The organism is Bacillus sp. PS95 (genome assembly GCF_037963565.1).
GTDB classification, from domain to species: domain Bacteria; phylum Bacillota; class Bacilli; order Bacillales; family Bacillaceae; genus Bacillus; species Bacillus subtilis.
This window is the reverse complement of record NZ_CP150160.1, coordinates 663763-689497: the sequence shown is the minus strand read 5'-3', so window position 1 is coordinate 689497 and position 25735 is coordinate 663763. Positions and strand designations below refer to the sequence as shown.

Sequence of the window (25735 nt, the reverse complement as noted above, 5' to 3'; positions counted from 1 at the left end):
CAGATTCCTTCTGCTATTGTTTGGAAAGTGTTCAACTGTGGAAATGGTTACATAAAAAGGGAGGCTGAGAGATGGAAACCATCATAATAGCACTCATCGCATTTATCATAGGGATCATCGCTATCCCGATCGTCTTGTTTGCATGGATCTACATAAAGGATGAAAAACAGCAGGAGCACTCAATTCTTCGCAACTATCCCGTCATTGGAAGGTTTCGGTATATCCTTGAAAAAATCGGGCCGGAGCTCAGACAGTATTTATACAGCAATGACAATGAGGAGCAGCCTTTTTCACGAAAGGAATATGAGCAAACCGTCATCTCCGGCAAATACAAAAGCAGAATGATGGGCTTTGGATCTGTAAGAGATTTTGATAAACCTGGCTATTATATCCGTAACGCTATGTTTCCAAAACAAAGGGAAGAAATGCACGTAAATCAAACGCCCAAAATTGAAACCCAAATCTATAAAATGGATGCTGACAATCTGTTCAAACGCAAGGAGCATGCCAAACATATCAAGGCAGACCCGTATTTTCTCCATCCTGATGATGTACAGGTGATTGGCGAGCGTACATGCGAGAAGCCATTTTATGTGAAGGGCTTAGTCGGCCAGTCTGCCATGAGCTACGGTTCTCTTGGAGAACGGGCTGTTACGGCGCTCTCAAAAGGGCTCCATCAGGCAGGCGGCACCTGGATGAATACAGGTGAAGGAGGATTGTCTGAATATCACTTAAAGGGCGGCGCCGATATCATTTGCCAAATCGGACCGGGCCTATTCGGCGTGCGCAAAAGAAACGGGGAATTTTCATGGGAGGAATTTAAAAGAAAAAGCAGGATTGACCAGATTAAAGCGTTTGAGCTAAAGCTGGCACAAGGAGCGAAAACCCGCGGCGGCCATGTGGACGGCGCCAAAGTATCAGAGGAAGTGGCAGACATTCGGAATGTCGAACCTGGAAAGTCGATTGACAGCCCGAACCGCTTTTATGAATTCTCAAACCCTCCTGAAATGCTCGACTTTATTGAAAAACTTAGAGATGTCGGACAAAAGCCAGTCGGCATCAAACTGGTCGCAGGGCATCCTGAAGAATTGCATGAGCTTTTCTCTCATATGCAGAAAAGCGGAAAGCATCCGGATTTTATCACGATCGACGGAAGTGAAGGCGGTACCGGAGCTTCCTTTTACGAGCTCGCGGATACAGTCGGCCTTCCGATTATGACAGCGCTGCCTATTGTTGACACGCTTCTTAAACAATACGGCTTGCGCAGCCAGCTGAAAATCTTTGCTTCCGGAAAGCTCCTGACTCCTGATAAAATCGCGGTCGCCTTAGCCCTCGGCGCTGACTTTGTCAACATCGCACGCGGCATGATGTTTTCCGTTGGCTGCATCCGCGCTCTCGTCTGCCACACCAACACCTGTCCGGCAGGTGTGGCGACGACAGATCCGAAATTGCAAAAAGCATTGAGCGTTGAGGAAAAACAGCATCGTGTCTGCAACTACGTCATTTCCCTGCGCGAGGGGCTGTTTAACCTCGCAGCCGCAGCAGGGATTAATTCGCCGATTCACTTTTCCAAGGAGCATGTTGTCTATCGGAAAGAGGATGGCAGTATCATCGATATCGACAACCTGATCCATCAATTTGTTTCATAAAGAAACCGCCCTTGCCGAACGGCAGGGCGGTTCTATGTTATTTTGAAGAAGACTCAGTTTCCGTCTCCTTCACACGGTCAAGCGCCATTTCATAAGCGTCATTCCCGTAATTTAAGCAGCGTTTCACACGGGAAATCGTAGCCGTGGAAGCGCCTGTTTCTGTTTCAATCTTATGATACGTGTTTCCTTCGCGAAGCATGCGCGCCACTTCAAGGCGCTGAGCCAGCGATTGAATTTCGTTAATTGTGCATAGATCATCGAAGAATCGGTAACATTCCTCCAGGTCTTTCAGAGATAAGATCGAGTTAAATAACTGGTCCAGCTCTTTGCCGCGTAATTTATCGATTTGCATCGTTACACACCTTCTCCTTTACTAATGGAAGCCGCATCAAGATCAGGTACGATATTGATCCAAGTCTTTCCTGGCACAAACGGAAGCCACTTGCCGTCTTTTATCGGCACAATTCTGCCATTCACTTGTTTCCAGTCTGTTTCAATGACGTTTCCGTGCTGAAACAACAGACCTTTTCCTCCTGATTCCAAGTCGATGTCCCGCCTTCCATCTTGATCAATAATATGATGGCTGGCTTCAACAATGAAAATATTTTGCATTGCAACCGGCTTTCCGGTTTCCCGGTCTGTCGTTATGACACCATCAGAGCTTCTTGTATAAGATTCAGCTTTTTTATCATAGTTGTATTCGACAAGATTTGTAACGTTTTTTGTTCCATAATCTACCCGAACATTGTAAAATTCATTTGCAGGTTTTGCATCTGATGTTTGAAACAGCAGCGGATTTGTTTCCTGCTTCAGCTTATAACCCTTTTGTTCTGCCGCCTTTTTTATGTAATCATAAGACGTATAGGAATTGTGGGGCGGTTTGCTGAAATCAGCTCTCCAAAATAAGCTTCCGTCAAAATCCAATCCGTTCATATAATCGGCAGCTCCGGATTCCAGCTGCTCTTTGGCGCCGGGACTCCAGCCGTGATGGACAAATATGCTGTCAAAGCCATTGCTGAGAGTGACGAAATATTCCCGCGCGCTCCGCACAGGTCCGACAGTTTCAGGCATCTGGCTTTGGAAAATGGCCAGAAATCTTGTGATTTGCCCTTCGGCTAGCGCTTCTATGACAATGTCGGCTTTAGACAGACCCGACTGCGGCCTCGCCTTCGGGTGATTGTTCACCACAACAGCAACAGGGCGGCGTTCAGTCACTTTCTGTTCAGTCTTTAGCCCCGTTAAAGGAGCTTTCAGCTTCTTTGCAGTATCCGGGACAGCATCCTTCTGCTGGCAGGATACCAGCAGAAAAAACACGAAACACAGCGCGCAAACTGTCATCCATTTTTTCATATGTCGGCTCCCTGCTCTTTTATATTTTAACGCATTATCGATGGAAAGAGTACAGTTTTTTTCATGACGTCGAAGATTCCTCTTGGCGTAATGCGTATATACGGAAGGTGCGTACTTTGCAAAAAGAGCAGCGTATAGATAGGATCGCAAAACTCATAGCCTCTTTCAGTCAAAAGATCTCTCAGCTTTTGTTCCTTCTCAAGCACTTCTTCATACGCTTCCGAAGAGGCGCAGCCGCACAGCGCAAGCGGGATTTCATGCAGAATGTTTCCGTTCTCCGCTAAAACAATTCCTCCTCCGATTTCTTTCATGCGGGCAAAAGCGAGCAGCATATCCGCTTTATTTTTTCCAATCGCGACAATGTCGCCCGTCGTCGTAAAGGAGCTTACAAATCCCTGCACGCTTGAGGCAAACCCTTTTATCATCGTATTGACGCGCCATTTCCCGTGTCTGTCGAGCATCGTCAAATAACTTTCATCATGGTCAAACGAGAGCTGTTCCATCGAATTGTCGATCTCAATCATATACGGCTCCATAATGACCGCATTCCGCATTTTCACGCCCATCGGCATAGAAAACTGCAAGTCACCCATCGTCATATCATATGAAAGCTCAAGCGGGACAAGACCGCCTTTGTGCCAGCCCGTCTTTGTAAACGCCTTCAAATCACAGCCGTCTTCACGCAGAATGGTCCCTTTTGACAGAACAGTCACGGGATTCGGATTTAACGGATCTTCCAGTATGTTGAGCGATGCCAGTCTACCCGGTCCGACAACTCCTAAATAATCATCCATTTGGTAATACTTTGCGATATTAAATGATGCCATATTGTAGGCGTCGATTGCAGGTACGCCTTCTTCTAAAGCGATGCGAATCAGCTCGTTTGTCATGCCGCCTTTATAGAAATTCGGGGTTGCGCCATCTGTCGTGTAAAAGAAGTGGTCATAATAGCGGAAGCCCTTCTCATGCAGCTCCTGCAAGATTTTTCTTACATCAGGGCGAATGGAAGAGTTCCGAAGGGAAACATAATAGCCCAGTTCCAGCCTTCTCATCACTTCATCACCTGTCATCGCTTCATGATCACAATCCGCTCCGAACAGCTTCATTTTTGTAAGCGTTTTATCAGAAGCGCCGGGAAAATGCCCTTCAATGCGTTTTCTCTGTTTCTTTGTAGCTTGCATGCAGTGGAGCATTAAATCATCACCATCTACCAAGCGAGGCCACCCGGTCATTTCTCCGCCTTGAATCACATCCGGATGTTCAATCCACTGTTTTCTGACGTCAAATGGAAGGACGTGGTCCTCGTTCAGAACCTCGGTCTGGAGGTCATAGCGTGACCACCAAAAATACTGGACAGGCTGCTTTTTGAGTTCATTCAAAATCGTAAGCGCTTTCTTTTTTCCGCTTTGCAAAAGCAAAAATAAGTTATCATTCACGAATGTCGTTGTTCCGTATTGAGACACATATTCCGCCAGTGTTTGGGGATTATATATTTGAAAAGGATGTGCGTGCGGTTCAATATAACCTGGCACAATGTATTTTCCTTCACAATCAATCGTATGAATTTCTTCGGCTCTATTCGGAAGTTCATGACCCACATAAACAATGCGGTCCTGATAAATCCAAATGTTTTTTTTCAGCCATTGTTTTACATATGGATTTAAGACGAGAGCATTCCGTAAAAGGAGCGTTGGAAGCAGCTTTGAGTCTACAACATCAACCTGTGCCCTGATGTCTTTGTTTTTCCAGTTAAAGGTGCGTTCGGACATTCACATACTCTCCTTTACATGTATTAGACTCATGGTATCACATCCTTCCTCATCACGCACGATAAAAACGTTACAAATTTTTGAAGGTTCGGTTAAAAAACTTTTTTAAGTAAAAGGAGCGGATTTCCTTGAAGCCAAACATCAGTCTCATCAATGCCGTGTTCAGAATCGCCTGCGGATTGACGATTATGTCAGCCGCCAGTGCAAAGTTTACGAAAAAACCTTGGTGCAGAATGCATCTCTTTTACATCTTTATGGGGGCCATGAAAGCGGGTTCGGGAATCTTGCGCTTCTGTCCTGTGACCTACATGTTTCAACACAGTGATTCTGGAAATAACGGCCAGCATAACGGATAAATGAAAAAGCTTGATCACGAAACGTGATCAAGCTTTTTTTTATGCCCTCCCTTTGTTTTCATATAGAAATATCCTGCAGCTGCCAGCACTGCCGGATAAAGCAGTGCCCAGCCGCTGAATGAATAAATCACCGCGCACGCCACAAATGCCCCGAGCGCCATCCACCAGCCTATATCTCTCCTGCCCAGCAGTTTCAGTGCTGCCGCCATTGTACATATGTAAGATGCGATAAAAGCCGCGCTCGGCCCTTTCAACAGAGTCGTCAAATCGATTTGAAACAGGCCATGCGCCGCAAGCACTAAGCCAAACACTGCGGCCATCGCTGTCAAAACGCGAATAGGCGTACGTTTTGTCGCACTGAGTTTTCCAAAATATACAGGAATGTGCCCCTCTCTCGCCAATGCGTACACCATTCTTGAAAAACCAGCAATATTGGCATGGATGGTGGCGAATGTAATAAACAGCGCTAAACATACCGTAACATATACACCGCTTTCCCCTGCTCCTTTTGAGATGAGCATGGCAAGCGATGCAATTTCTCCATTCTCTCCGTATGAATGAGTTCCCACCGTCACAAATGACAGCATGATATACAGCCCTGCCACACAAGACGCTGCCAAAAACAAGCTGAGCGGGACATCTTTTTCAGGGCGATGAAATTCCTCAGCTAATGGGGTAATCATTTCCCAGCCTACAAAGGAGAAAAAAATCATGACAGAAACAGATCCCGCGGCAGACCAGCCATGCGGAAGAAACGGTTTGAATTCTGCTAGCGTGACGTGTGGCAATGACACAGCAATAGAAGTGACAAGCAGAAATACGATGACACAAATAACGAGTGTACTGATGTTTGCGGATAGTTGAATCCCTCTCATATGAAGCAAAATAGATATAGCCAGCATACAACCAGCAATCAATGTAATCTGCCAATCGGCCGCCTCTGTGATGTAACTGACGTAATGCGCGCCAGTCAAAGCGATGATGGGAACGCCGATCGGAACGGACCCTAACATGATCCAGCCCAAAATAGCCCCTGCTTTTTTCTGAAAGGCCAGCTGCACATAAGCCGTGATTCCTCCCGCGCTGGGCGCTATTTTCACAAGCCGTGCCAGCGTGCCGACGAGAAGAAAAGATAAAAAAGACATGAATACCCAGACAAATAAAGAAGCCGCACCGGCCGTATCCGCGGTAACAGACGGCAAAATTAATATCCCACAGCCTAAAACCGCCCCAATCGTTAACGCCGTTCCCTGTATCCAAGTGATCGAACGCTGTAATTCTGGCAACATGATGCCTCCTCTCAGATTGATGGCTTTATTATAGAAAAAATAAGACGGCATCCATATGCTACAATGAAGGTAAATCAACAGCATTGCCTTATGATCAAAGGAATTTTCATTCATTCGCCTAAATATGTAAAGGAGCCAGACAAATGGACGATACAGACCTTCAGATTCTCTCGCATTTGCAGCGAAACGGCAGATTAACGATGGTTGAGCTGGGAAAGCTTGTCGGACTCAGCTCGCCTAGCGCGGCGGAGCGTGTCAGGAAGCTTGAAGACAAAGGATTGATTACCGGGTACAGTGCGAATATCTGTTACGAAAAACTAAACAAGCATGTCACCGCTTTTATTCTCATGGAGCCAAAAAGCTGCAAGCACTACGCCGCCTTTGCAACATCGCATCCTGATGTAGCAGAAAATCACCGCATCACGGGGATGTACAGCTATGTGACAAAGGTCGTGACTGAATCGGTACATACGCTTGAAGATTTTATTGACGCCTCTATGGCCCATGGAAAACCGACCACGCTCGTTGTCCTTTCTTCTTCCGCTCACCACCCCGCTTTTACATAATAAAAAAACCCGCAGCTTCATCTGCGGGTTTTCCTCACTTATTTTTGGGCAGCCTTTAAAGCGCGTGCCCCAATGTCTTTTCTGAAAAAGAGTCCCGGTTTGAAAATTTCATCAACCGCTTTGTACACTCGGTCTCTAGCCGCTTCAAACGTTTCATCAAAAGCCGTCACATTGGCGACGCGCCCCCCGTTTGTAACGAACTCTCCACCTTCTGCTTTCGTTCCGGCATGGAAGACCACGACCTGCTCAGTTTCTGCTGCAAGGCTGCCGATCGGCGTGCCTTTTGCATAGCTTTCCGGATACCCTTCTGATGCAAGCACAACACTCACTGCCGCGGTATCCTTCCATCTTAAGTCAACTTCCTTATCATCTAAAAGATCAAGAAGCACCTGTACCAGATCAGATTCCATGCGCGGAAGCACGACCTGTGTTTCCGGATCGCCGAAACGGGCATTAAATTCAATGACCTTCGAGCCGTTTTCAGTAAGCATCAATCCAGCGTACAAAACGCCAGTGAAAGAACGGCCTTCTTGTACCATTGCTTTTGCGGCCGGCTTAACGATCGTTTCTACAGCATGGCGAACCGTTTCTTCCGAAATTTGCGGAACTGGAGAGTAAGCGCCCATTCCGCCCGTATTCGGGCCTTTGTCTCCGTCAAACGCACGCTTGTGATCTTGGGCAATCACCATTGGATACACCTTTTCCCCTTTGACAAAGGCCATCAGAGAAAATTCTTCACCAGAAAGATATTCTTCAATGACAACGGACGCGCTCGCATCACCGAACTTTTCATCTTCAAGAAAGTCATGCAGACATGCAATTGCTTCTTCCTTTGTCATAGCCACAGTAACGCCTTTTCCAGCTGCAAGTCCATCAGCTTTTATCACAATCGGAGCACCTTTTTCCTGCACATATGCCTTCGCCTCATCAAAGGATGTAAACGTGTCGTATTCTGCGGTCGGAATGTCGTATTTCTTCATTAAATCCTTAGCGAACTGTTTGCTTCCTTCGATGATCGCCGCGGCTTTTGACGGGCCGAACACGCGCAGACCCGCTTTTTCAAATTCATCCACCAGACCTTCAATTAAAGGAACCTCAGGGCCGACAATGGTCAGGCCGACCTGGTTTTCTTTTGCAAACGAGACAAGCCCTGCGTGGTCGCTTTCCTCAATGTTTACAAGCTGTGCGGAAGCTGCCATGCCGTCATTTCCGGGAGCGGCAAATACATTCTCGACGAGGCTGCTTTGCGCTGCCTTCCACGCCAGCGTATGTTCTCTTCCGCCTTTACCGATAATTAATACATTCACGTCGTTTTCATCCCCTTAATGTTTGAAGTGTCTGATGCCGGTGAATACCATGGCAATGCCGTATTCATCCGCTTTTTTGATGGAATCCTCATCACGGATCGATCCGCCAGGTTGAATGATGGCCGTAACGCCCGCTTTTGCCGCTTCTTCGACAGTATCTGGCATTGGGAAATATGCATCCGAACCGAGCGCGCTGCCCTTCGCTTTTTCCCCTGCTTGCTCGATTGCGATTTTTGCCGATCCGACGCGGTTCATTTGGCCTGCTCCCACGCCGACTGTCATGTTGTCCTTCGCGAGAACAATCGCATTTGATTTCACATGCTTCACGACTTTCCAAGCAAGCTTCAAGTCTTCCCACTCTTGCTCGTTCGGCTCTCTTTTTGTCGGAATGCTAATCTCAGCATCATCGAAGCCGTGCATATCTAAATCTTGAATCAGCAGCCCGCCTTGAACGGATGTCAGCTGTTTTTCCTTTTGAACAGCAGCAGATACGTCAAGCGTCAGCAGGCGGAGATTTTTCTTCGCAGTCAGGACGTCGAGCGCTTCTTGGCTGAATGAAGGCGCAATGATGATTTCTAAGAAAATGTTATGAAGCGATTCGGCAGTTGTCTTGTCCACTTCACGGTTCAACGCGATAATGCCGCCGAAGATAGATGTTTTATCCGCTTCAAACGCTCTGTCAAACGCTTCGGCGATCGTTTTTCCTGTTCCTACACCGCACGGATTCATATGCTTTACAGCAACAGCAGCCGGATCAGTGAATTCACGAACGATTTGAACTGCCGCATCCGCGTCTTTAATGTTGTTGTAAGAAAGCTCTTTTCCGTGAAGCTGTTCTGCTTGCGCAATGGAGCCTTTGACAGGAAGAGCTGTTTGATAGAAAGTTGCTTCCTGATGCGGGTTTTCTCCATAGCGAAGCGATTGTTTTTTCTCAAATGTCACAGTGAATTGCTCTGGTTCTTTTTCACCGACAACATTTGTCAGATAGTCAGCGATCAGTGCATCATATGCCGCAGTATGACGGAATACCTTTGCCGCGAGCTCGCGTTTTTTCTGAAGAGATACGCTGCCTTCTTCTTTGATTTGATTCAGCACTGGGCTGTAATCGGCCGGATCGACGATAACCGTGACATCTTGATGGTTCTTTGATGCCGCACGCAGCATGCCAGGTCCGCCGATGTCGATATTTTCGATCGCTTCTTCATATGTGACGTCTTCCTTAGAAATCGTTTCTTTAAATGGATAGAGGTTGACGACAACGAGGTCAATCGGCTGAATCCCGTGTTCATTGATCTGCGCCATATGCTCTTCATTGCCGCGAACCGCCAGAAGGCCGCCGTGAATATTCGGGTGAAGGGTTTTTAACCGGCCGTCCATAATTTCAGGGAAGCCTGTCACTTCCGAAATTCCGATCACATCCACACCGTTTTCTTGAAGAAGCTTTTTCGTTCCGCCTGTGGAGATGACTTCAATGCCAAGCTCTGTCAGTTCTTTTACGAAAGGAACGAGATTTGTTTTATCTGAAACACTGATTAACGCACGTTTAATGGTCATGCCTTTTCACCTCTGTTATTTAATCCTAATAGCTGTTTAATCACACTCGGATACCATTTATGCTCAAGCTTGTGAATCCGCTGTTCGATTGTTTCCAATGTATCATGTTCATCAATTTCGATTGCCTTTTGAGCGATGATCGGACCTGTATCCATTCCTTCATCGACATAATGCACGGTGATTCCGGCCACCTTCACACCCGCCCGGAACGCCTGTCCGACTGCGTCGATCCCAGGAAACGCCGGAAGAAGCGACGGGTGAATGTTAATGATTTTTCCTCCATATGCTTGAAGGAGCGTATCACCAATTAGCCTCATATAGCCGGCAAGAACAATCAATTCAACCTCGTGAAGACGAAGCTGTTCAATGATGGCTTGTTCAAATGCGGCCTTGTTTTCATAAGACTTCGGCTCAAATGCAAAGGATGGAATGTGGAATGCTTCCGCCCGTTCGATGACTTTCGCCTGCGGTTTGTCGCAAACGAGGAGCGCTGCTGACGCATCCCAGTTCTCCTCCTTCAAACGCGTAACGATGGCTTCGAAGTTTGAACCGTTTCCTGATGCAAATACCGCAAACTTTTTCATGAAAGTGCCGCACCGCCGAATGTGACGCCTTCACCTTTTTTCACACGCCCAATTAAATAGGCTTTTTCGCCATGGCTTTCAAGCGTTCCGATCACATCTGTCAGATGCTCTTCTTTGACTGCCAAAACAAAACCGATACCCATATTAAAGACGTTGAACATGTCTTCTTCCTTTAGCTTGCCGTACTCTTGCAAGAAAGAAAAAATCGGCGGGATCGGCCATGAGCCATGATCAATTTCCGCACTTAAGCCTTCCGGAAGCATACGCGGAATATTTTCAATAAATCCTCCGCCTGTCACGTGCGCCATGCCGTCGATTTTTCCGCTTTTGACCGCGGCAAGCACAGGCTTCACGTAAATCCTTGTCGGTTCAAGCAATTCCTCGCCAAGCGGGCGTTCAAACGGCTCATATGTTGTATCGAGGTCCAGCTCCGCATCATCCAGAAGCACTTTTCTGACAAGGGAAAAGCCGTTGCTGTGAAGGCCGCTGGAGCTGAGGCCGATCAACAGATGGCCCTCTTCAATTTTTTCTCCAGTCACGATTTCGTCCTTTTCTGCCACTCCGACTGAGAAACCGGCAATATCGTATTCATCAGCTGTATAGAGCCCCGGCATTTCAGCCGTTTCACCGCCGACTAAGGCTGAACCTGACTGCTCACAGCCTTCCGCAACACCTTGTACAATCTGTTCAATTTTCACTGGGTCCGCTTTGCCAACCGCTAAATAATCGAGGAAAAACAGCGGCTCTGCACCTTGTGCCAGCACGTCATTGACACACATTGCAACAGCATCCACGCCAATCGTGTCATGCTTATCCATGGAAAAAGCGAGCTTTAATTTTGTGCCGACACCGTCCGTTCCCGAAATGAGAACTGGTTTTTGATAAGAAAGCTCAGACAGGTCAAACATGCCGCCAAAACCGCCAAGGCTGCCCATAACGCCAAGCCGTTTCGTGCGCTCCACGTGTTTTTTCATTCGTTTTACGGCTTCATATCCGGCTTCGATGTCAACTCCTGCGTTTTTATATGCTTCAGACATCCTATTCACTCCTTTAAGGCGCTTTTCAAAATATCTCCCCGAACGAGGGCAGAAAGAGAAAGGCAGCCGAACTGCGCTGCCTTTATGTCATTTTTCAAGTTTTATTTGGTTAATACTGCTTCTTTTACGTGAGGAAGCACTGTATCCTGGTAAATTTCAGTCGGATATTTTCCTGTAAAGCAAGCGAGACACTGTCCGCAATTCGAGTCATCGTATTTTCTGCCGATGCCTTTCAGCAGCCCTTCCACACTCAAAAATGAGAGGGTATCGGCTCCGATTTCCTGACGGATTTCTTCAACAGAATGCGAAGACGCGATCAGTTCTTCATGTGTGGAAGTGTCAATGCCGTAAAAGCACGGATGAGCGATCGGCGGTGAACTGATTTTCACATGCACCTCTGTCGCACCCGCTTCTCTTAGCATCGTGACAATCCGGCGGCTAGTTGTTCCTCGCACGATAGAGTCATCCACCATCACGACGCGTTTGCCTTCTACAACCCCGCGCACCGCAGACAGCTTCATTCTGACGCCTTGCTCACGCAGAGCCTGGGACGGCTGAATAAACGTTCTGCCAACATAACGGTTTTTGATTAAGCCAAGCTCATACGGAATGCCTGTTGCCTCTGCATAGCCGATCGCCGCAGAAATACTGGAATCCGGAACCCCGGTTACGACGTCAGCTTCAACTGCGGATTCCTGAGCCAGCATTTTCCCAAGGTTTTTACGGGCACTGTGTACGTTAATACCGTCAATATTGCTGTCTGGTCTGGAGAAATAAATGTACTCCATGCTGCAAATGGAACGGTTGATATTCATGGAAAAACGCTCTGATTTCATTCCTTCATCATTAATGATCAGCATTTCTCCCGGCTCTACCTCACGAAGGTACGTTGCGCCGACGACGTCAAATGCGCATGTTTCTGATGCGACCACATAAGCGTCGCCCATCATGCCGATGGATAGCGGTCTCAGCCCGTTTGGATCAAGTGCGACAATCATTTCTGTTTCGGTCATGATCAGGAACGCGTAGGCGCCTTTCAGCATAGAAAGCGAGTTTTTAATTTGGTCCTTCAGCGTGAAGTGTCCGCTTCTTTTGATCAAGTGAGCCAAAACCTCTGTATCCGAAGAGGTTTGAAAGATGCTCCCTTGATTTTCGAGCTGCTGCTTCAGCTGAGTGGCGTTGACAAGATTTCCGTTATGAGCAAGCGCCAGGCTGCCATTGTTTTGGGAACGGAAGAGGAGCGGCTGAACATTTTCGTATCCGCCGCCTCCAGCCGTTGCGTACCGAACGTGCCCGATAGCGCCTTTTCCCTTTACTTTGCTGAGTTCGCCGTTTTGAAATACTTCAGTGATCAGACCTTGGCCTTTGTGAGCCGTCAGCTTTTCACCATCAGTCGCTACGATGCCCGCACCCTCCTGTCCTCGGTGCTGAAGGCTGTGGAGACCGTAATACGTGATTTGCGGGGCTTCTTCATGTCCCCAAATCCCAAAAACGCCGCATTCTTCATTTAAGCCTTTGATTTCAGCAAGCATGGGATAGCTCCTTTCCATACGCGTTCAAGCTCTTTCGTTTGCGCATGAATCATTTGTTGTCCGTCTTGGTTTTGAATCGCCAGAATTCCGTCAGCTGTTACCTCACCAATATGAACCGCATCTTTGACAGTTGCTTCAAACGCAGCTTGATGTTCTTTTTTCACTGAAACGACGAAGCGGGATTGAGATTCAGAGAATAATAACGCCGCTTCCCCTTCTACAGTCACATTAGCGCCAAGGTTTTCCGTCGTCATGACACTTTCCGCAATCGCTACGCCTAAGCCGCCTTCAGACACATCATGCGCAGATTGAACAAAGCCTTTTTTAATCGCGTCAAGCAGTGCTTTTTGACGAGACAGCTCTACATCAAGATCGATTTGCGGCGCTTTGCCGTAAATACGGCCTTCTGTCATTTTTTGCAGCTCGCTTCCCGCAAACTCTGGTTTTGTTTCGCCGATCACGTATACGAGATCTCCTGCTTGTTTGAAATGCTGTGTTGTAATGTGCGCTGTATCTTCAATTAGGCCGACCATGCCGATAACTGGTGTCGGATAGATCGCCGTGCCGTTTGATTCGTTATAAAGCGATACGTTACCGCCGATAACCGGAGTGCTGAGAACATTGCACGCTTCGCTTATGCCGTCTGCCACTTTTTCGATCTGCCAGAAGATTTCCGGCTTCTCCGGGTTTCCGAAGTTAAGGTTATCTGTGACCGCAAGCGGTTCTGCGCCTGAACAAATGATGTTGCGTGCCGCTTCAGCAACAGCAATTTTTCCGCCGACTTCAGGATCAAGATAGAGATAACGCGCGTTACAGTCTGTCGTCATCGCCAGCGCCTTTTTCGTTCCGCGGATTCTGAGAACACCAGCATCAGACCCAGGAGCGACAACTGTATTCGTGCGCACCATGTAGTCATACTGATCATAAACCCACTCTTTACTCGCGATCGTCGGCTGCTGAAGAAGGGCCTTCAGCGTTTCATTCGCATCTTCAATTTGCGGAGCCGGAACGTCCGTTTCCAAAAACTCGCGATAGTAAGCAGGTTCTTGAGAAGGCTTATGGTAAACCGGTGCTTCTTCTGCCAAGGCATCAACAGGCAGCTCGCACACAACCTCTCCTTTGTGTGTCAGGCGAAGCATTTTATCATCTGTCACATGTCCGACAGAAACCGCTTCAAGATCATACTTGTCAAAAATATCGATGATTTCCTGCTCACGTCCGCGCTCAATAACCAAAAGCATCCGTTCTTGTGATTCAGAAAGCATCATTTCATACGCGGTCATGCCTGTTTCGCGCTGAGGAATCAGGTCAAGATTCATTTCAATGCCAGAACCGGCTTTACTTGCCATTTCTGCACTTGAGCTTGTTAAACCGGCAGCTCCCATATCCTGAATGCCGACTAAGGCGTCGCATTGGATAACTTCCAGACATGCTTCAAGCAAAAGCTTCTCCATAAACGGATCGCCGACTTGGACAGCAGAACGCTTTTCTTCAGACGAGTCTGACATTTCTTCAGAAGCAAACGTAGCGCCGTGGATTCCGTCACGCCCTGTTTTCGCTCCTACGTACATTACTGTGTTGCCGACACCCTTTGCCTGGCCTTTTTTGATGTCTTCATGATTGATTAAACCGACGCACATTGCGTTGACGAGCGGATTTCCTTCATAGCTGCTGTCAAACTGCACTTCTCCGCCGACTGTCGGGATGCCGATACAGTTGCCGTATCCGGCGATACCCGCTACTACTTCTTCAAACAAGTACTTCACGCGGGGTGAAGTCAGTTCACCAAATCGAAGAGAGTTCAATACAGCGATTGGGCGTGCACCCATTGAGAATACATCACGGATAATTCCGCCTACGCCAGTCGCAGCGCCTTGGTAAGGCTCGAGAGCTGATGGGTGGTTATGTGATTCAATTTTGAACACAACCGCTTGGTTATCACCGATATCAACGATTCCGGCGCCTTCCCCCGGCCCCTGCAGCACACGCTCGCCGCTTGTCGGGAATTTACGCAGAATCGGCTTTGAGTTTTTATAGCTGCAATGCTCAGACCACATGACAGAAAAAATTCCGATTTCTGTGTAGTTCGGCAATCTTCCAAGAATGGATTCTATCAATGCAAACTCATCATCACTGACACCCATTTGCTGATACAGTTTCTCTTCTTTTATTTGTTCTTTACTTGGTTCAAGCAGTAGTGACATGAGTTTCCCTCCAATTTTTCACGATAGACTGGAACAATTTAAGACCGTCGGCGCTTCCAAGCAGTTCATCGACCGCGCGCTCAGGGTGAGGCATCATGCCTAATACATTGCCTTTCTCATTCACGACACCGGCAATGTCGCTGACACTTCCATTAATATTAGAGCCGTATGTGAAAGCAATTTGATTGTTTTCCTTTAATGTAGCAAGCGTCTCGTCATCACAGTAGAAATTCCCTTCACCATGGGCAACCGGGATTGTAATCGATTCTCCCTTTTCGTAGGAAGCTGTGAATAAGGTTTCGTCGTTCTGAACAATCAATTCAACCGGACGGCAAATGAACTTCAGATCTTTGTTGCGTCTCATTGCGCCTGGCAGCAGCCCAAGCTCCTGTAAAATCTGGAATCCGTTACAGACGCCAAGAACAGGTTTTCCTTCAGCCGCTGCTTGTTTGACAGCTGGCATAATATTCGCAAATCGGGCGATGGCGCCGCATCTTAAGTAATCGCCGTAAGAAAATCCTCCCGGAATTAACACGCCGTCGAAGCCGTCAAGGCTTGTTTCCTCATGCCAGACGTATTCCACTTCATGGCCGAGCTCATCCTTTACAGCATGATACATATCGATATCACAGTTGGAGCCGGGTAACACAATCACCGCAAATTTCACTGTGCGACTACCTCCTCAACCTCATATCTATAATCTTCAATCACTGTGTTCGCAAGAAGTTTTTCGCACATTTCTTTCACTAGCACGTCAAGATCACGGTCAGATTTTTCAATGGTAAGCTCCATGTATTTCCCGATGCGCACATCTTGAACTTCGTTGTAAGTCATACTGTGCAAGGCATGCTGGACAGCGCTCCCTTGTGGATCTAGTACACTTTCTTTTAAGCTGACATAAACTTTTACTTTATACATGATGAATGCCTCCCAGTCTATTGAAAATCTCTTCGTATGCGTCGGTTAAGCTTCCCAGATTGCGTCTGAATAAATCTTTGTCCAGCTTTTCGTTCGTTTCTTTATCCCACAAGCGGCATGTGTCAGGAGATATTTCATCCGCCAAAAGCACTTGCCCTTCTGCATCTAAACCGAATTCAAGCTTGAAATCTATTAATCTGACATGACAATCGTCGAAGATGCTTTGAAGCTCTTCATTTACTATTGTTGTAATGGACTTAATGGTTTCTACCTGCTCAGGAGTCGCCGCCTTCAAAAGCCAAATATGATCTTCTGTGATGAGCGGATCACCCAGCGCGTCATCCTTGTAGTAAAACTCGATAATCGGCTGCTCAAGCTCCGTGCCTTCTGGAATGCCGAGACGTTTGGACATGCTTCCTGCCACAACATTTCTTACCACGACTTCAAGCGGCACAATCGTTACCTTTTTAATGAGCTGCTCCGTTTCCGAAATGCGCTCGATAAAATGATTGTTAATGCCCTTTGCATGAAGGTGTTTGAAAATTAAGCTTGAAATCTCGTTATTTAAGCGCCCTTTCCCGCTGATTTCTGCTTTTTTCTCGCCGTTAAAGGCAGTGGCGGAGTCTTTATACACGACATACAGAGTGTTTTCGTCATCGGTTTTGTAGATCTTTTTTGCTTTTCCTTCGTATAAAAGTTCATTCTTCACAATATTCACGGAAGGCCTCCTAACCCGAATGTTGGGAATTTTCAAACTAAGGCGGCTTAGAAGAAGCCGCTAAAAGCTTCTTCTATGCTAAACCTAAACGTTCAAAGATCAGATCAACATTTTTCAGATGGTAATTGTAATCAAAGCAGTCAGCAATTTTTTCCGGAGAAAGGCGTGACGTGATTTTCTCTTCCGCTTCCACAAGCTCGCGGAACGGCACTTGTTTTTCCCACGCTTCCATTGCTTTCGGCTGAACTGTATCATAGGCTTCTTCACGTGTAAGGCCTGTGTCAATCAAAGCAAGCAGCACACGCTGAGAATAGATAAGGCCGAGAGTGCGGTCCATGTTGCGCTTCATGTTTTCCGGGAAGACCGTTAAGTTCTTCACGATGTTGGAGAAGCGGTTCAGCATGTAGTTCAGCGCAATTGTCGCATCCGGAAGAATAATCCGTTCTGCTGAAGAATGAGAAATATCGCGCTCATGCCATAATGGAACATTTTCGTAAGCTGTCATCATGTAGCCGCGGATCACGCGCGCCATGCCTGTCATGTTTTCAGAGCCAATCGGATTTCGTTTATGCGGCATTGCAGATGAACCCTTTTGCCCTTTCGCGAAAAATTCCTCTACTTCACGTGTTTCACTCTTTTGCAGTCCGCGGATTTCCACAGCAAATTTCTCGATGCTTGTCGCGATCAAAGCAAGTGTTGCCATATAGTCAGCATGGCGGTCACGCTGAAGGGTTTGAGTGGAAATCGGTGCTGCTTTCAATCCGAGCTTCTCACAGACATATTGTTCAACAAATGGATCAATGTTCGCATATGTGCCGACAGCGCCGGAAATCTTTCCAACCTCGATGCCTGCTTTCGCTTGTTTGAAGCGCTCAAGATTACGTTTCATTTCTTCATGCCAAAGCGCAAGTTTTAAGCCGAAAGTTGTAGGCTCAGCATGTACGCCGTGCGTGCGCCCCATCATGACTGTGTATTTATGTTCTTTCGCTTTTCCTTTTATAATGTCAACAAATCTCTCAAGATCCTTGAGCAAAATATCGTTTGCCTGTTTTAATAAGTAGGAAAGAGCCGTATCAACAACGTCAGTTGACGTTAATCCGTAGTGCACCCATTTTCTTTCTTCGCCCAGTGATTCGGAAACGGCGCGTGTAAAAGCGACAACGTCATGGCGCGTGTCCTTTTCAATTTCTAAAATACGGTTGATGTCAAATGACGCGTTTTCGCGCATAACCTTTACATCTTCTTTCGGAATGACGCCAAGCTCCGCCCACGCTTCACAGGCAAGAATCTCTACCTCCAGCCATGCTTGAAATCTGTTTTCATCCGTCCAAATCGCGGACATTTCAGGTCTTGAATAACGTTCGATCATTCTGCTTGTCCTCCGTCTCTATTCATCCATTTATTTGTGATCTCCTGAATCCATTCGTCTTCAGGCTGCTTCATAAATGTAATATGCCCCATTTTGCGGCCTTTTTTGATTTCATGTTTTCCGTATATATATAGCTTTGCCTCTTTTAAAAGCTCCGGGTCTTCCTCAACAAGCTTTACTTCATCGCCGAGAAGATTCACCATCATGCCCGGCTTCAGCAAATCTGTCTTCCCAAGCGGAAGCCCGCATACCGCTCTGATATGCTGCTCAAACTGGCTCGTCTCGCAAAGGTCCAGCGTATAATGCCCAGAATTGTGCGGTCTTGGCGCCAGTTCATTGACCAAAAGCTCTCCGTCCTCTGTCAGGAACATCTCAACAGCAAGCGGTCCGACAAGGTTAAGCTCATCTGCAAGCTTAACTGCGAGATCAGCAGCCTTCTGCTGAATCCCTTTCTCTACCCGTGCGGGCACGATGCTTTGGAAAAGAATATTGTTGTGGTGAATGTTTTCAGCTGTCGGAAATGTTGAAATTTCACCGTTTACCGATCTGACGACGATCACCGACAGTTCCATTTTAAAAGAAACCCAGCTTTCAAGAATGCAAGTTCCGTGTTCTAACAGACCGGCTGCCTGCTCCATTTGCGCCTCTTCTTTTATCACAAATTGGCCTTTGCCGTCGTACCCGCCGCGGCATGTCTTCAGAACTGCGGGTAACCCGAGCTCCTGTACCGCCTGTTTCAATTCATTCTTTGTTTTGACGATGCTGTACGGTGCGACTTCACAGCCCGCGGATTGAATTGCTTTTTTCTCTGTTTCACGGTTTTGGGTAATGAGCAGCAGCTCACTTCCTTGCGGGAGATACGCATGATCTTTTAGCCAATGCAGCGCATCATAGTCGATGTTTTCAAACTCATATGTGATGATATCGCTGATTTCAGCCAATTTTCGAATCGCTTCACGGTCATTATAATGAGCGGTAATTTCGACATCCGCAACCTGCCCGCACGGCGAATCTTTCACCGGATCAACGACCGCGACTTTATACCCCATTTGTTTGGCGGACACAGCCATCATTTTCCCAAGCTGGCCGCCGCCGATAATGCCGATTACAGCTCCCGGATAGATGATTTGTTTAGACAAGCTGATCACTGCTTTCTAACACCGTCTGTTTTGTATTTTCTCTTCTCTCATCCAGCTTACGGGCAAGGTCTTCGTCAAATGCTGACAAAATTTGCGCCGCTAACAGGCCTGCGTTCACAGCACCCGCTTTGCCGATGGATGTTGTCGCAACAGGCACGCCTCCAGGCATTTGGACGATGGAAAGAAGTGAATCCATTCCGTTCAGCGCCTTGGACTGAACCGGAACTCCAATGACTGGCAGTGTTGTTTTCGCAGCCGTCATCCCTGGCAGATGCGCCGCTCCTCCGGCACCGGCAATAATCACCTTGATGCCTCTTTCTCTAGCAGTTTCAGCATATTCAAACATGAAATCAGGCGTCCGGTGAGCGGAAACGACCTTTTTTTCGTACGGAACATTGAGTTCGTCAAGTATGTCGCATGCGTGTTTCATTGTCTCCCAATCGGAAGTGCTTCCCATGATGATTCCTACTAGCGGCTGCATTCTGTTCCCCACCTTCTAATGCTTTTGTTTTCAGAAAATAAAAAATACCCGCTCTGCATTGCACTTATGAGGAAGCAATACAAACCGGGCATGGTACATGTATCGTCAGTCGTTCGCTTCTGCGATATATCCATGTCAGTTTTATCGATCACTTTCCTGCATAGTCCGGCAATTTACGGTTGCCGGGTAGAAACTTATGGGCCATATTCCCAAGATTATATGAGGTCGTGTTTTGATTTCATGTTTATCTTAACAACGGACATGGATAATGTCAACGATATTATCGAACGATACAAAAATTCATTCTACTAATGTTCGTGTTTTAGATCAATTTCCCTTCAAATACGATTTTTTTCCCGCACGGAACGATCTGAATTGACCCATTTTCCTTTTTTTCCATAAAAATAGGTTCTTCCATTCGCCTTACAGGCAGATATCCTTCTTCTTTCATTTGCTGAAGCACCGCATCAATCGTTTGCTGCTCTGTCACTTCAAACTTTTTCTTCTTCGGCTTTGCCATTATTCTTTAATTCTCCTCTTCTTCACCGCTTTGACCCAGAAGCCGCCGTGGATTGTTTTTGGTTCGTACGCAATAATAAAGGCTTTTGAATCAAGTGTTTTAATCGTATCATATAGCTGGAGTTCATATTTTCTCGGCGTTAGGATCTGAAGGGCTGTGCGGTCGCCTTCAAGCCCGCCTGCCACCCAATTTGTCACGCCGTAGCCTTTTTCACGGAGCTGCTTCGGAAGATCAAGATCGAGCTCCTTCGTAATCACATTGACCATAATATAGCCAAGCGCCAATTTTTCTTCTATTTTCATGCCGACAATTACGCCTAGACCGTAACCGAGCGCGTACGCGATCACATTTTGAATCTGGTCTAAGTTATCGAGCACCAGACTCAGCCCTGTCACATAAACCAGTATTTCAATCGTACTGATGCCGGCCGCTAAATAACGCTGTCCTTTCAGCGTTAAAATCATTCTTATCGTAAAAAATGACACATAGACAATATTAATAATGAGAATTATGAGAACCATGGCTATCCCATTTGATAAGATGGTTTGCATCATTTTATTCATCCCCCTACTCTTCAGCTTGCACAAAGCATTCATATTCTACTAGAGAAATGAGCCGTTTACAATCAGCTTCGCCCGTAAGTTTAAGCAAAATATTTCGACATGCTTTTATGAATTGAACAGTAGTAGTTTACCCTCTTTCTCGCCTTTTCAAAATCAAAACAAAAAAGCCCGCTTTTCAGCAGACTCACCTCTTTATATCTATTGTCAGATCTCTTTTTTCATTTTCTGAAGGGACTTGTATTCTTTCTCAAGCTCACTCAGCGTGTAGTCAGCAAGCTGTTCCCCTCTTCCTTGATAAAATTCCGAGAGCAGTAATTTGGTTTTTAAAAATTGCTTCTTTTGATTAATTGCTCGGCGAAGCACATCAGCCATGTCCATCATCCTCCTTAAACATAAAGGTTTTTGCGCTGGACGTTTTCAGCATTTTCCCCATCATACACGGGTTAATCCTACAAATCAACTATGTTTTTTAGATATATTTGTAAAAAGTGTGACATAAAAAACCGGCTAGGATTAGCCGGTTTTTTCATTAAAGCGGAATCAGCGACGCCGTAAAATATTCCGAAATAAACGGCCAAGTCACTGCCGTAAACAGCAGCGCTATCGCAACCACTGCAAATACACAATAGATATAATCAATTGGTGCATCTTGTGCCGCCTGGTACACACGCTGTACATACAGCGCGATGATAAAAAAGATGGAAAACAAGATCAGCACCGTAAACAGTACTGTCAGCATTGGGATATTTACGATCGCAAAGATCAGCCAAAGGATTGAAACAGCAATTACGGGTACAAGCAATGAACCCAATACGGCAGCCGCTTCTCTGAACGTCACCTTCTGCTTCATCATATAGCGGGAGACAGCCCATATAGCAAAGACCATTACCGCGAAAAAGATCAGCAAATACACAAGAACAACTAAAAACCCGTCATAGAAAGCATGATGGCGTTCTCCGAAACCGAGCGGCCGATTCCAGCTTGCCTTTAACTGAAACCAATTCCCAATTGAAAAAATGATACTGAATATAAGCATTGAAATCAGACCGTACTTATAATGAGAAAAACCATCCGTTACGACAGTTTTCGCCGGTGATTTTAAAATCGAGAACGCAAAACCGCAATATCTGTTGATGGCTGCCCAAACAGACGCAAGCTTGTCTTTAACAGTTGATTCACCGCGTTCCTGGCGCGGTTTCTGCTTTTGTTTTTGCTTCTGCTTGCTTTGCCGGCTCGCCTTTCTGGACATTCTCGATAGCGGTTCTTCATCTGCATCTATTCTTTCACTCTGGTTAATTTCTTCTTCAAACGTTTCTTTTCTTTCTTCCGTCATGTCAGCAACTCCTATCAAAAAAATACGGCGGAATACCATTCAGCAAGAAAATAAAACACTTATATAAGGTACCGAAGCCTTCCTGAACAGTCAAGTCATTTCCATTTAAGTAAAGCATGGCGGCACATCTACATGACGGTATATCGTATGAAATGGTTTTATCTTTTGCAACAAAAAAACCAGCTGCCAGTGCAGCTGGTTTTTCATTCCTTATTTTAAGAAGATAAAGTACAGGATAAATACGACAAACAGCCCGTACATGATTGGATGAACCTCTTTTGCTTTTCCTTTGCACACCATTGTAATCGGATAGAAAATAAATCCGATGGCAATACCAGTCGCGATGCTGTACGTTAACGGCATCATGATCATGGTAAGGAAAGCAGGAACGGCCACTTCGAACTTATCCCAAGCGATTTTGCCAAGCGGCGCCACCATCAATGCACCAACAATAATAAGCGCCGGCGCTGTTACATTTGACGTAACGACTGATAGGAGCGGAGAGAAAAACGTAGCCAGTAAAAAGAGAATCCCTGTTACAATTGCGGCAAATCCTGAACGGGCACCCGCAGCGACACCTGAGCTTGATTCCACATAAGAAGTTGTTGTAGACGTACCAAGCACGGCACCGATCACAATAGAAGATGAATCAGCTAAAAGCGCACGGCCTGCACGCGGCAATTTGTTTTCCTTCATTAAACCAGCTTGTGTCGCCACAGCAACAAGTGTACCAGCTGTATCAAAAAATCCGACAAACAAGAATGTTAAAATAACGATCAGCATTTGTACAGAGAAAATATCCGGGAGGTGAATCCACGCTTGTCCGAAAGTCGGCGCAAGGCTCGGCACACTGCCGACAATTTGAGTCGGAACCGGAACCAAACCGAAAATCATGCCGGCTACCGCTGTTAACAGCATCCCGATAAACACGCCTGCGTTCACGCGAAGCACCATTAAAATAACCGTGACAATCACACCGAAAATCGTTAACAGCACAGGACCGCTGTGAATGTTTCCGATCGTGACGAGCGTAGAAGGATTTGCAGTAATGATTCCTGAGCCTTGCAAACCAACGAATGTAATAAACAGGCCGATCCCCGCACCGACTGCCAATTTCAGCTCAGGCGGAATGGCGTTGATGATTTTTTCACGAAAACCTGTTAAAGAAAGAGCAACGAAAATAAGACCTGAAATAAAAACACCAGACAAAGCTGCCTGCCATGAAATACTCATACCAAGGACAACAGAAAACGCAAAAAACGCGTTCAGCCCCATACCCGGCGCGATGGCAATCGGATATCTCGCTATTAATCCCATTAAGATACAGCCTGCTGCAGACGCCAGCGCTGTCGCCGTAAAGACCGCACCCTGGTCAATTCTCAGCGCCTCCGGAAAATCTTTCACGCTGTCCAAAGCAAGCGTAATCGGATTGACGAACAAAATATATGCCATAGATAAAAAAGTCGTTAATCCGCCAATGATTTCATTGCGATAGCTGGTGCCCAGCTCATCAAACTGAAAATACTTTTTCAAGCTATTTGACTCCCTTCACTCTTTGCTATTTATTCTGTCCTGAAATCGCCAAATAAAAAACGCCCCAATAATTTTGGGACGCTTGACTACAGACGGATTTCAGTTTGAATAAATAAACGTGTTTTATTTATATCAAACGAAAGAAATGTTTACGTAGTCAAGCCATTTACGGTAGCTTGGTAGAGACTTGCGAGCCATATTCCCGCGATTATACGAATTCATCTTATTTGATTTCTGTGTCTATTGTACCAAGTTCATTTTGAAAAAACAATACAAAAAGCGAACAATAGTCGCACAAAATCAGATTTTGTTCGTAATAAACAAATAAAACCATCTTCCCGGCAAAATTGCCAAAAAGATGGTTTCCATTAATTGATTCTTATTCCCACTCAATCGTCGCAGGCGGCTTACTTGTAATATCGTACACCACGCGGTTAATGTGCTTCACTTCGTTTACGATACGTGTCGAAATGACTTCAAGCACATCCCACGGGATACGCGCCCAGTCTGATGTCATGCCGTCTATTGATGTAACGGCACGGATTCCGATTGTGTAATCATATGTTCTTGCGTCACCCATAACACCAACGCTGCGGATGTCAGGAAGAACAGTGAAGTATTGCCAGATATCACGCTCTAAGCCGTGATTTGCAATTTCTTCACGCAAGATTGCATCTGATTCACGAACGATTTCAAGTTTTTCTTCTGTTACTTCGCCAAGAACGCGGATTCCGAGTCCCGGTCCTGGGAACGGCTGACGCCATACGATTTCATCCGGAATGCCGAGCTCTGTGCCAAGCGCGCGCACTTCGTCTTTGAAGAGCGTATTTAACGGCTCGATCAGCTCAAACTGCATGTCTTCAGGAAGTCCGCCGACATTGTGGTGAGATTTGATCGTTTGCGCCGTTGCTGTACCGCTCTCGATGATATCTGTGTAAAGCGTACCTTGTGCAAGGTAGTCGATGCCTTTGAGCTTGTCCGCTTCATCATCAAACACGTAAATGAATTCATTACCGATGATTTTGCGTTTTTGCTCAGGATCAGAAACGCCTTTTAGTTTGTTTAAGAATCGATCTTTTGCGTCTACTTTAATCACATTCATGTTAAAGCCTTCGCTGAATGTTTTCATAACACCCTCAGCTTCGCCTTTACGGAGAAGACCATGGTCTACAAAGATACAAGTCAGCTGGTCGCCGATCGCTTTATGAATCAAAACAGCAACAACAGAGGAATCAACGCCGCCGCTTAGCGCGCAAAGAACCTGTTTGTCTCCGACCGTTTCACGGATTTTTTGCATTTCGATTTCGATAAAGTTCTCCATTGACCATTCGCCTTCGCATTCGCAAACACCGAATACAAAGTTTTTCAGAAGATCATTGCCGTATTCAGAGTGGCGCACTTCCGGGTGGAACTGAACGCCATACCATTTTTTGTCCGCTTTGCTCATCGCTGAGTTCGGGCAATGATGGCTTGTCGCGTCAACAGTGAAGCCTTCAGGAACTTCTACAACCAAATCGCCGTGGCTCATCCAAACCACTTGTTCGTTTGGAAGATCTTTGAACAAATCAGGTGTGCCTTCGATGCGGATGTTTGCTTTTCCGTATTCACGCTGGCTTGCCGCTTCAACTTTACCGCCAAGGTAATGAGTCATCAGCTGCATGCCGTAGCAAATTCCCAAAACAGGAATATCAAGCTCGAAGATTTTCTCGTCACAGCGGAAAGAGTTTTCATCATACACACTGTTTGGACCGCCGGATAAAATAATTCCTTTTGGATTCATTTTTTTAATTTCTTCAGCCGTCAATGTATGTGGATGCAGCTCGCTGTAAACACCGAATTCACGGATACGGCGTGTAATCAGCTGGTTATACTGACTGCCGAAATCAAGGACAAGAATCATTTCATTCACTAACTTTGTCATGGTTGTCACCTAATCTCCTCTAAGTTTTTTGACACAGAAAAAA

General features: G+C 46.2%; 25 protein-coding genes and 2 riboswitches. Of the genes, 3 read left to right on the top strand and 22 right to left on the bottom strand.

Going from position 1 to position 25735, the window contains the following annotated elements; translation table 11 throughout:
* Positions 1 to 71: 71 nt before the first annotated feature.
* Positions 72 to 1649 (top strand): FMN-binding glutamate synthase family protein, encoded by a 1578-nt coding sequence (locus tag NSQ12_RS03630; protein ID WP_339175925.1) that lies wholly within the window; start codon positions 72 to 74, stop codon positions 1647 to 1649.
* A gap of 37 nt (positions 1650 to 1686) precedes the next feature.
* Here NSQ12_RS03630 and NSQ12_RS03625 read toward each other — a convergent pair whose 3' ends face one another.
* Genes NSQ12_RS03625 through NSQ12_RS03615 form a run of 3 tightly spaced genes read right to left on the bottom strand, consistent with a single transcriptional unit; the run spans position 1687 to position 4768 of the window.
* A complete protein-coding gene (locus NSQ12_RS03625; protein WP_003219429.1) occupies positions 1687 to 2001 on the bottom strand; it encodes a YerC/YecD family TrpR-related protein in 315 nt (104 codons plus the stop codon).
* A gap of 2 nt (positions 2002 to 2003) precedes the next feature.
* Positions 2004 to 2999 carry a DUF3048 domain-containing protein gene (locus tag NSQ12_RS03620; RefSeq protein ID WP_038427484.1) on the bottom strand — a complete coding sequence of 332 codons (996 nt, stop codon included), beginning with the start codon at positions 2997 to 2999 and terminating at the stop codon, positions 2004 to 2006.
* 26 nt (positions 3000 to 3025) lie between these two features.
* The gene (locus NSQ12_RS03615; RefSeq protein WP_038427482.1) at positions 3026 to 4768 is read right to left on the bottom strand and encodes an adenine deaminase; all 1743 of its coding nucleotides are present in this window, start codon (positions 4766 to 4768) and stop codon (positions 3026 to 3028) included.
* A gap of 128 nt (positions 4769 to 4896) precedes the next feature.
* On the opposite strand from NSQ12_RS03615, the gene NSQ12_RS03610 reads away from it, so the two are divergent.
* Positions 4897 to 5124, top strand: coding sequence for a DUF2892 domain-containing protein (locus NSQ12_RS03610; RefSeq protein ID WP_047182212.1), 228 nt, complete (start codon positions 4897 to 4899; stop codon positions 5122 to 5124).
* Between the two features lie 14 nt (positions 5125 to 5138).
* Here NSQ12_RS03610 and NSQ12_RS03605 read toward each other — a convergent pair whose 3' ends face one another.
* Complete coding sequence (locus tag NSQ12_RS03605; protein ID WP_160221397.1) at positions 5139 to 6413, bottom strand: amino acid permease; 1275 nt, start codon at positions 6411 to 6413, stop codon at positions 5139 to 5141.
* A 143-nt stretch (positions 6414 to 6556) separates the two neighbouring features.
* Here NSQ12_RS03605 and NSQ12_RS03600 point away from each other — a divergent pair, with 143 nt between their 5' ends.
* Positions 6557 to 6979 carry an Lrp/AsnC family transcriptional regulator gene (locus NSQ12_RS03600; RefSeq protein ID WP_160221396.1) on the top strand — a complete coding sequence of 141 codons (423 nt, stop codon included), beginning with the start codon at positions 6557 to 6559 and terminating at the stop codon, positions 6977 to 6979.
* Positions 6980 to 7017: 38 nt separating this feature from the next.
* On the opposite strand, the gene purD is transcribed toward NSQ12_RS03600, so the two are convergent.
* The 18 genes from purD to guaA all read right to left on the bottom strand — a co-directional run bounded on the left by purD (position 7018) and on the right by guaA (position 25692).
* Positions 7018 to 8286, bottom strand: coding sequence for a phosphoribosylamine--glycine ligase (gene purD, locus NSQ12_RS03595; protein WP_160221395.1), 1269 nt, complete (start codon positions 8284 to 8286; stop codon positions 7018 to 7020).
* Positions 8287 to 8301: 15 nt separating this feature from the next.
* Positions 8302 to 9840: a bifunctional phosphoribosylaminoimidazolecarboxamide formyltransferase/IMP cyclohydrolase gene (purH, locus tag NSQ12_RS03590; protein ID WP_160221394.1), complete on the bottom strand. Its 1539-nt coding sequence runs from the start codon at positions 9838 to 9840 to the stop codon at positions 8302 to 8304.
* Entirely contained in the window at positions 9837 to 10424 is a 588-nt protein-coding gene (gene purN, locus NSQ12_RS03585; protein WP_015252651.1) for a phosphoribosylglycinamide formyltransferase, read from the bottom strand. The genes purH and purN overlap by 4 nt, the downstream gene beginning before the upstream one ends.
* Positions 10421 to 11461, bottom strand: a complete 1041-nt coding sequence (purM, locus tag NSQ12_RS03580; RefSeq protein ID WP_003242485.1) for a phosphoribosylformylglycinamidine cyclo-ligase — start codon at positions 11459 to 11461, stop codon at positions 10421 to 10423. Before purM ends, purN begins: the two co-directional genes overlap by 4 nt.
* Positions 11462 to 11562: 101 nt before the next feature.
* Positions 11563 to 12993, bottom strand: coding sequence for an amidophosphoribosyltransferase (purF, locus tag NSQ12_RS03575; RefSeq protein ID WP_003233947.1), 1431 nt, complete (start codon positions 12991 to 12993; stop codon positions 11563 to 11565).
* A complete protein-coding gene (gene purL / locus NSQ12_RS03570) occupies positions 12969 to 15197 on the bottom strand; it encodes a phosphoribosylformylglycinamidine synthase subunit PurL (RefSeq protein ID WP_339175921.1) in 2229 nt (742 codons plus the stop codon). Before purL ends, purF begins: the two co-directional genes overlap by 25 nt.
* Positions 15181 to 15864, bottom strand: coding sequence for a phosphoribosylformylglycinamidine synthase subunit PurQ (gene purQ, locus NSQ12_RS03565; RefSeq protein ID WP_003243954.1), 684 nt, complete (start codon positions 15862 to 15864; stop codon positions 15181 to 15183). The genes purL and purQ overlap by 17 nt, the downstream gene beginning before the upstream one ends.
* Positions 15861 to 16115 (bottom strand): phosphoribosylformylglycinamidine synthase subunit PurS, encoded by a 255-nt coding sequence (purS, locus tag NSQ12_RS03560; protein ID WP_003219409.1) that lies wholly within the window; start codon positions 16113 to 16115, stop codon positions 15861 to 15863. Before purS ends, purQ begins: the two co-directional genes overlap by 4 nt.
* Positions 16108 to 16833 (bottom strand): phosphoribosylaminoimidazolesuccinocarboxamide synthase, encoded by a 726-nt coding sequence (gene purC, locus NSQ12_RS03555; protein ID WP_003242871.1) that lies wholly within the window; start codon positions 16831 to 16833, stop codon positions 16108 to 16110. The genes purS and purC overlap by 8 nt, the downstream gene beginning before the upstream one ends.
* A gap of 73 nt (positions 16834 to 16906) precedes the next feature.
* On the bottom strand, positions 16907 to 18202 hold the full coding sequence (purB, locus tag NSQ12_RS03550; protein ID WP_339175919.1) for an adenylosuccinate lyase: 1296 nt from the start codon (positions 18200 to 18202) through the stop codon (positions 16907 to 16909).
* The gene (purK, locus tag NSQ12_RS03545) at positions 18199 to 19341 is read right to left on the bottom strand and encodes a 5-(carboxyamino)imidazole ribonucleotide synthase (RefSeq protein ID WP_032677449.1); all 1143 of its coding nucleotides are present in this window, start codon (positions 19339 to 19341) and stop codon (positions 18199 to 18201) included. The genes purB and purK overlap by 4 nt, the downstream gene beginning before the upstream one ends.
* Entirely contained in the window at positions 19334 to 19822 is a 489-nt protein-coding gene (gene purE, locus NSQ12_RS03540) for a 5-(carboxyamino)imidazole ribonucleotide mutase (protein ID WP_003244134.1), read from the bottom strand. The genes purK and purE overlap by 8 nt, the downstream gene beginning before the upstream one ends.
* Positions 19823 to 19963: 141 nt before the next feature.
* A riboswitch (purine riboswitch) is annotated at positions 19964 to 20065 on the bottom strand.
* Between the two features lie 79 nt (positions 20066 to 20144).
* Entirely contained in the window at positions 20145 to 20342 is a 198-nt protein-coding gene (locus tag NSQ12_RS03535) for an NETI motif-containing protein (RefSeq protein ID WP_003219403.1), read from the bottom strand.
* Positions 20342 to 20896, bottom strand: a complete 555-nt coding sequence (locus NSQ12_RS03530) for a DUF5698 domain-containing protein (protein ID WP_015482896.1) — start codon at positions 20894 to 20896, stop codon at positions 20342 to 20344. Before NSQ12_RS03530 ends, NSQ12_RS03535 begins: the two co-directional genes overlap by 1 nt.
* 213 nt (positions 20897 to 21109) lie before the next feature.
* Entirely contained in the window at positions 21110 to 21277 is a 168-nt protein-coding gene (locus tag NSQ12_RS03525; protein ID WP_003244066.1) for a Fur-regulated basic protein FbpA, read from the bottom strand.
* A gap of 157 nt (positions 21278 to 21434) precedes the next feature.
* Positions 21435 to 22238: a hypothetical protein gene (locus NSQ12_RS03520; RefSeq protein ID WP_014479057.1), complete on the bottom strand. Its 804-nt coding sequence runs from the start codon at positions 22236 to 22238 to the stop codon at positions 21435 to 21437.
* Positions 22239 to 22448: 210 nt separating this feature from the next.
* On the bottom strand, positions 22449 to 23771 hold the full coding sequence (gene pbuG / locus NSQ12_RS03515; RefSeq protein ID WP_339175917.1) for a hypoxanthine/guanine permease PbuG: 1323 nt from the start codon (positions 23769 to 23771) through the stop codon (positions 22449 to 22451).
* A 134-nt stretch (positions 23772 to 23905) separates the two neighbouring features.
* Positions 23906 to 24007: riboswitch (purine riboswitch) on the bottom strand.
* 143 nt (positions 24008 to 24150) lie between these two features.
* A complete protein-coding gene (guaA, locus tag NSQ12_RS03510; protein WP_003233970.1) occupies positions 24151 to 25692 on the bottom strand; it encodes a glutamine-hydrolyzing GMP synthase in 1542 nt (513 codons plus the stop codon).
* Positions 25693 to 25735: the final 43 nt, after the last annotated feature.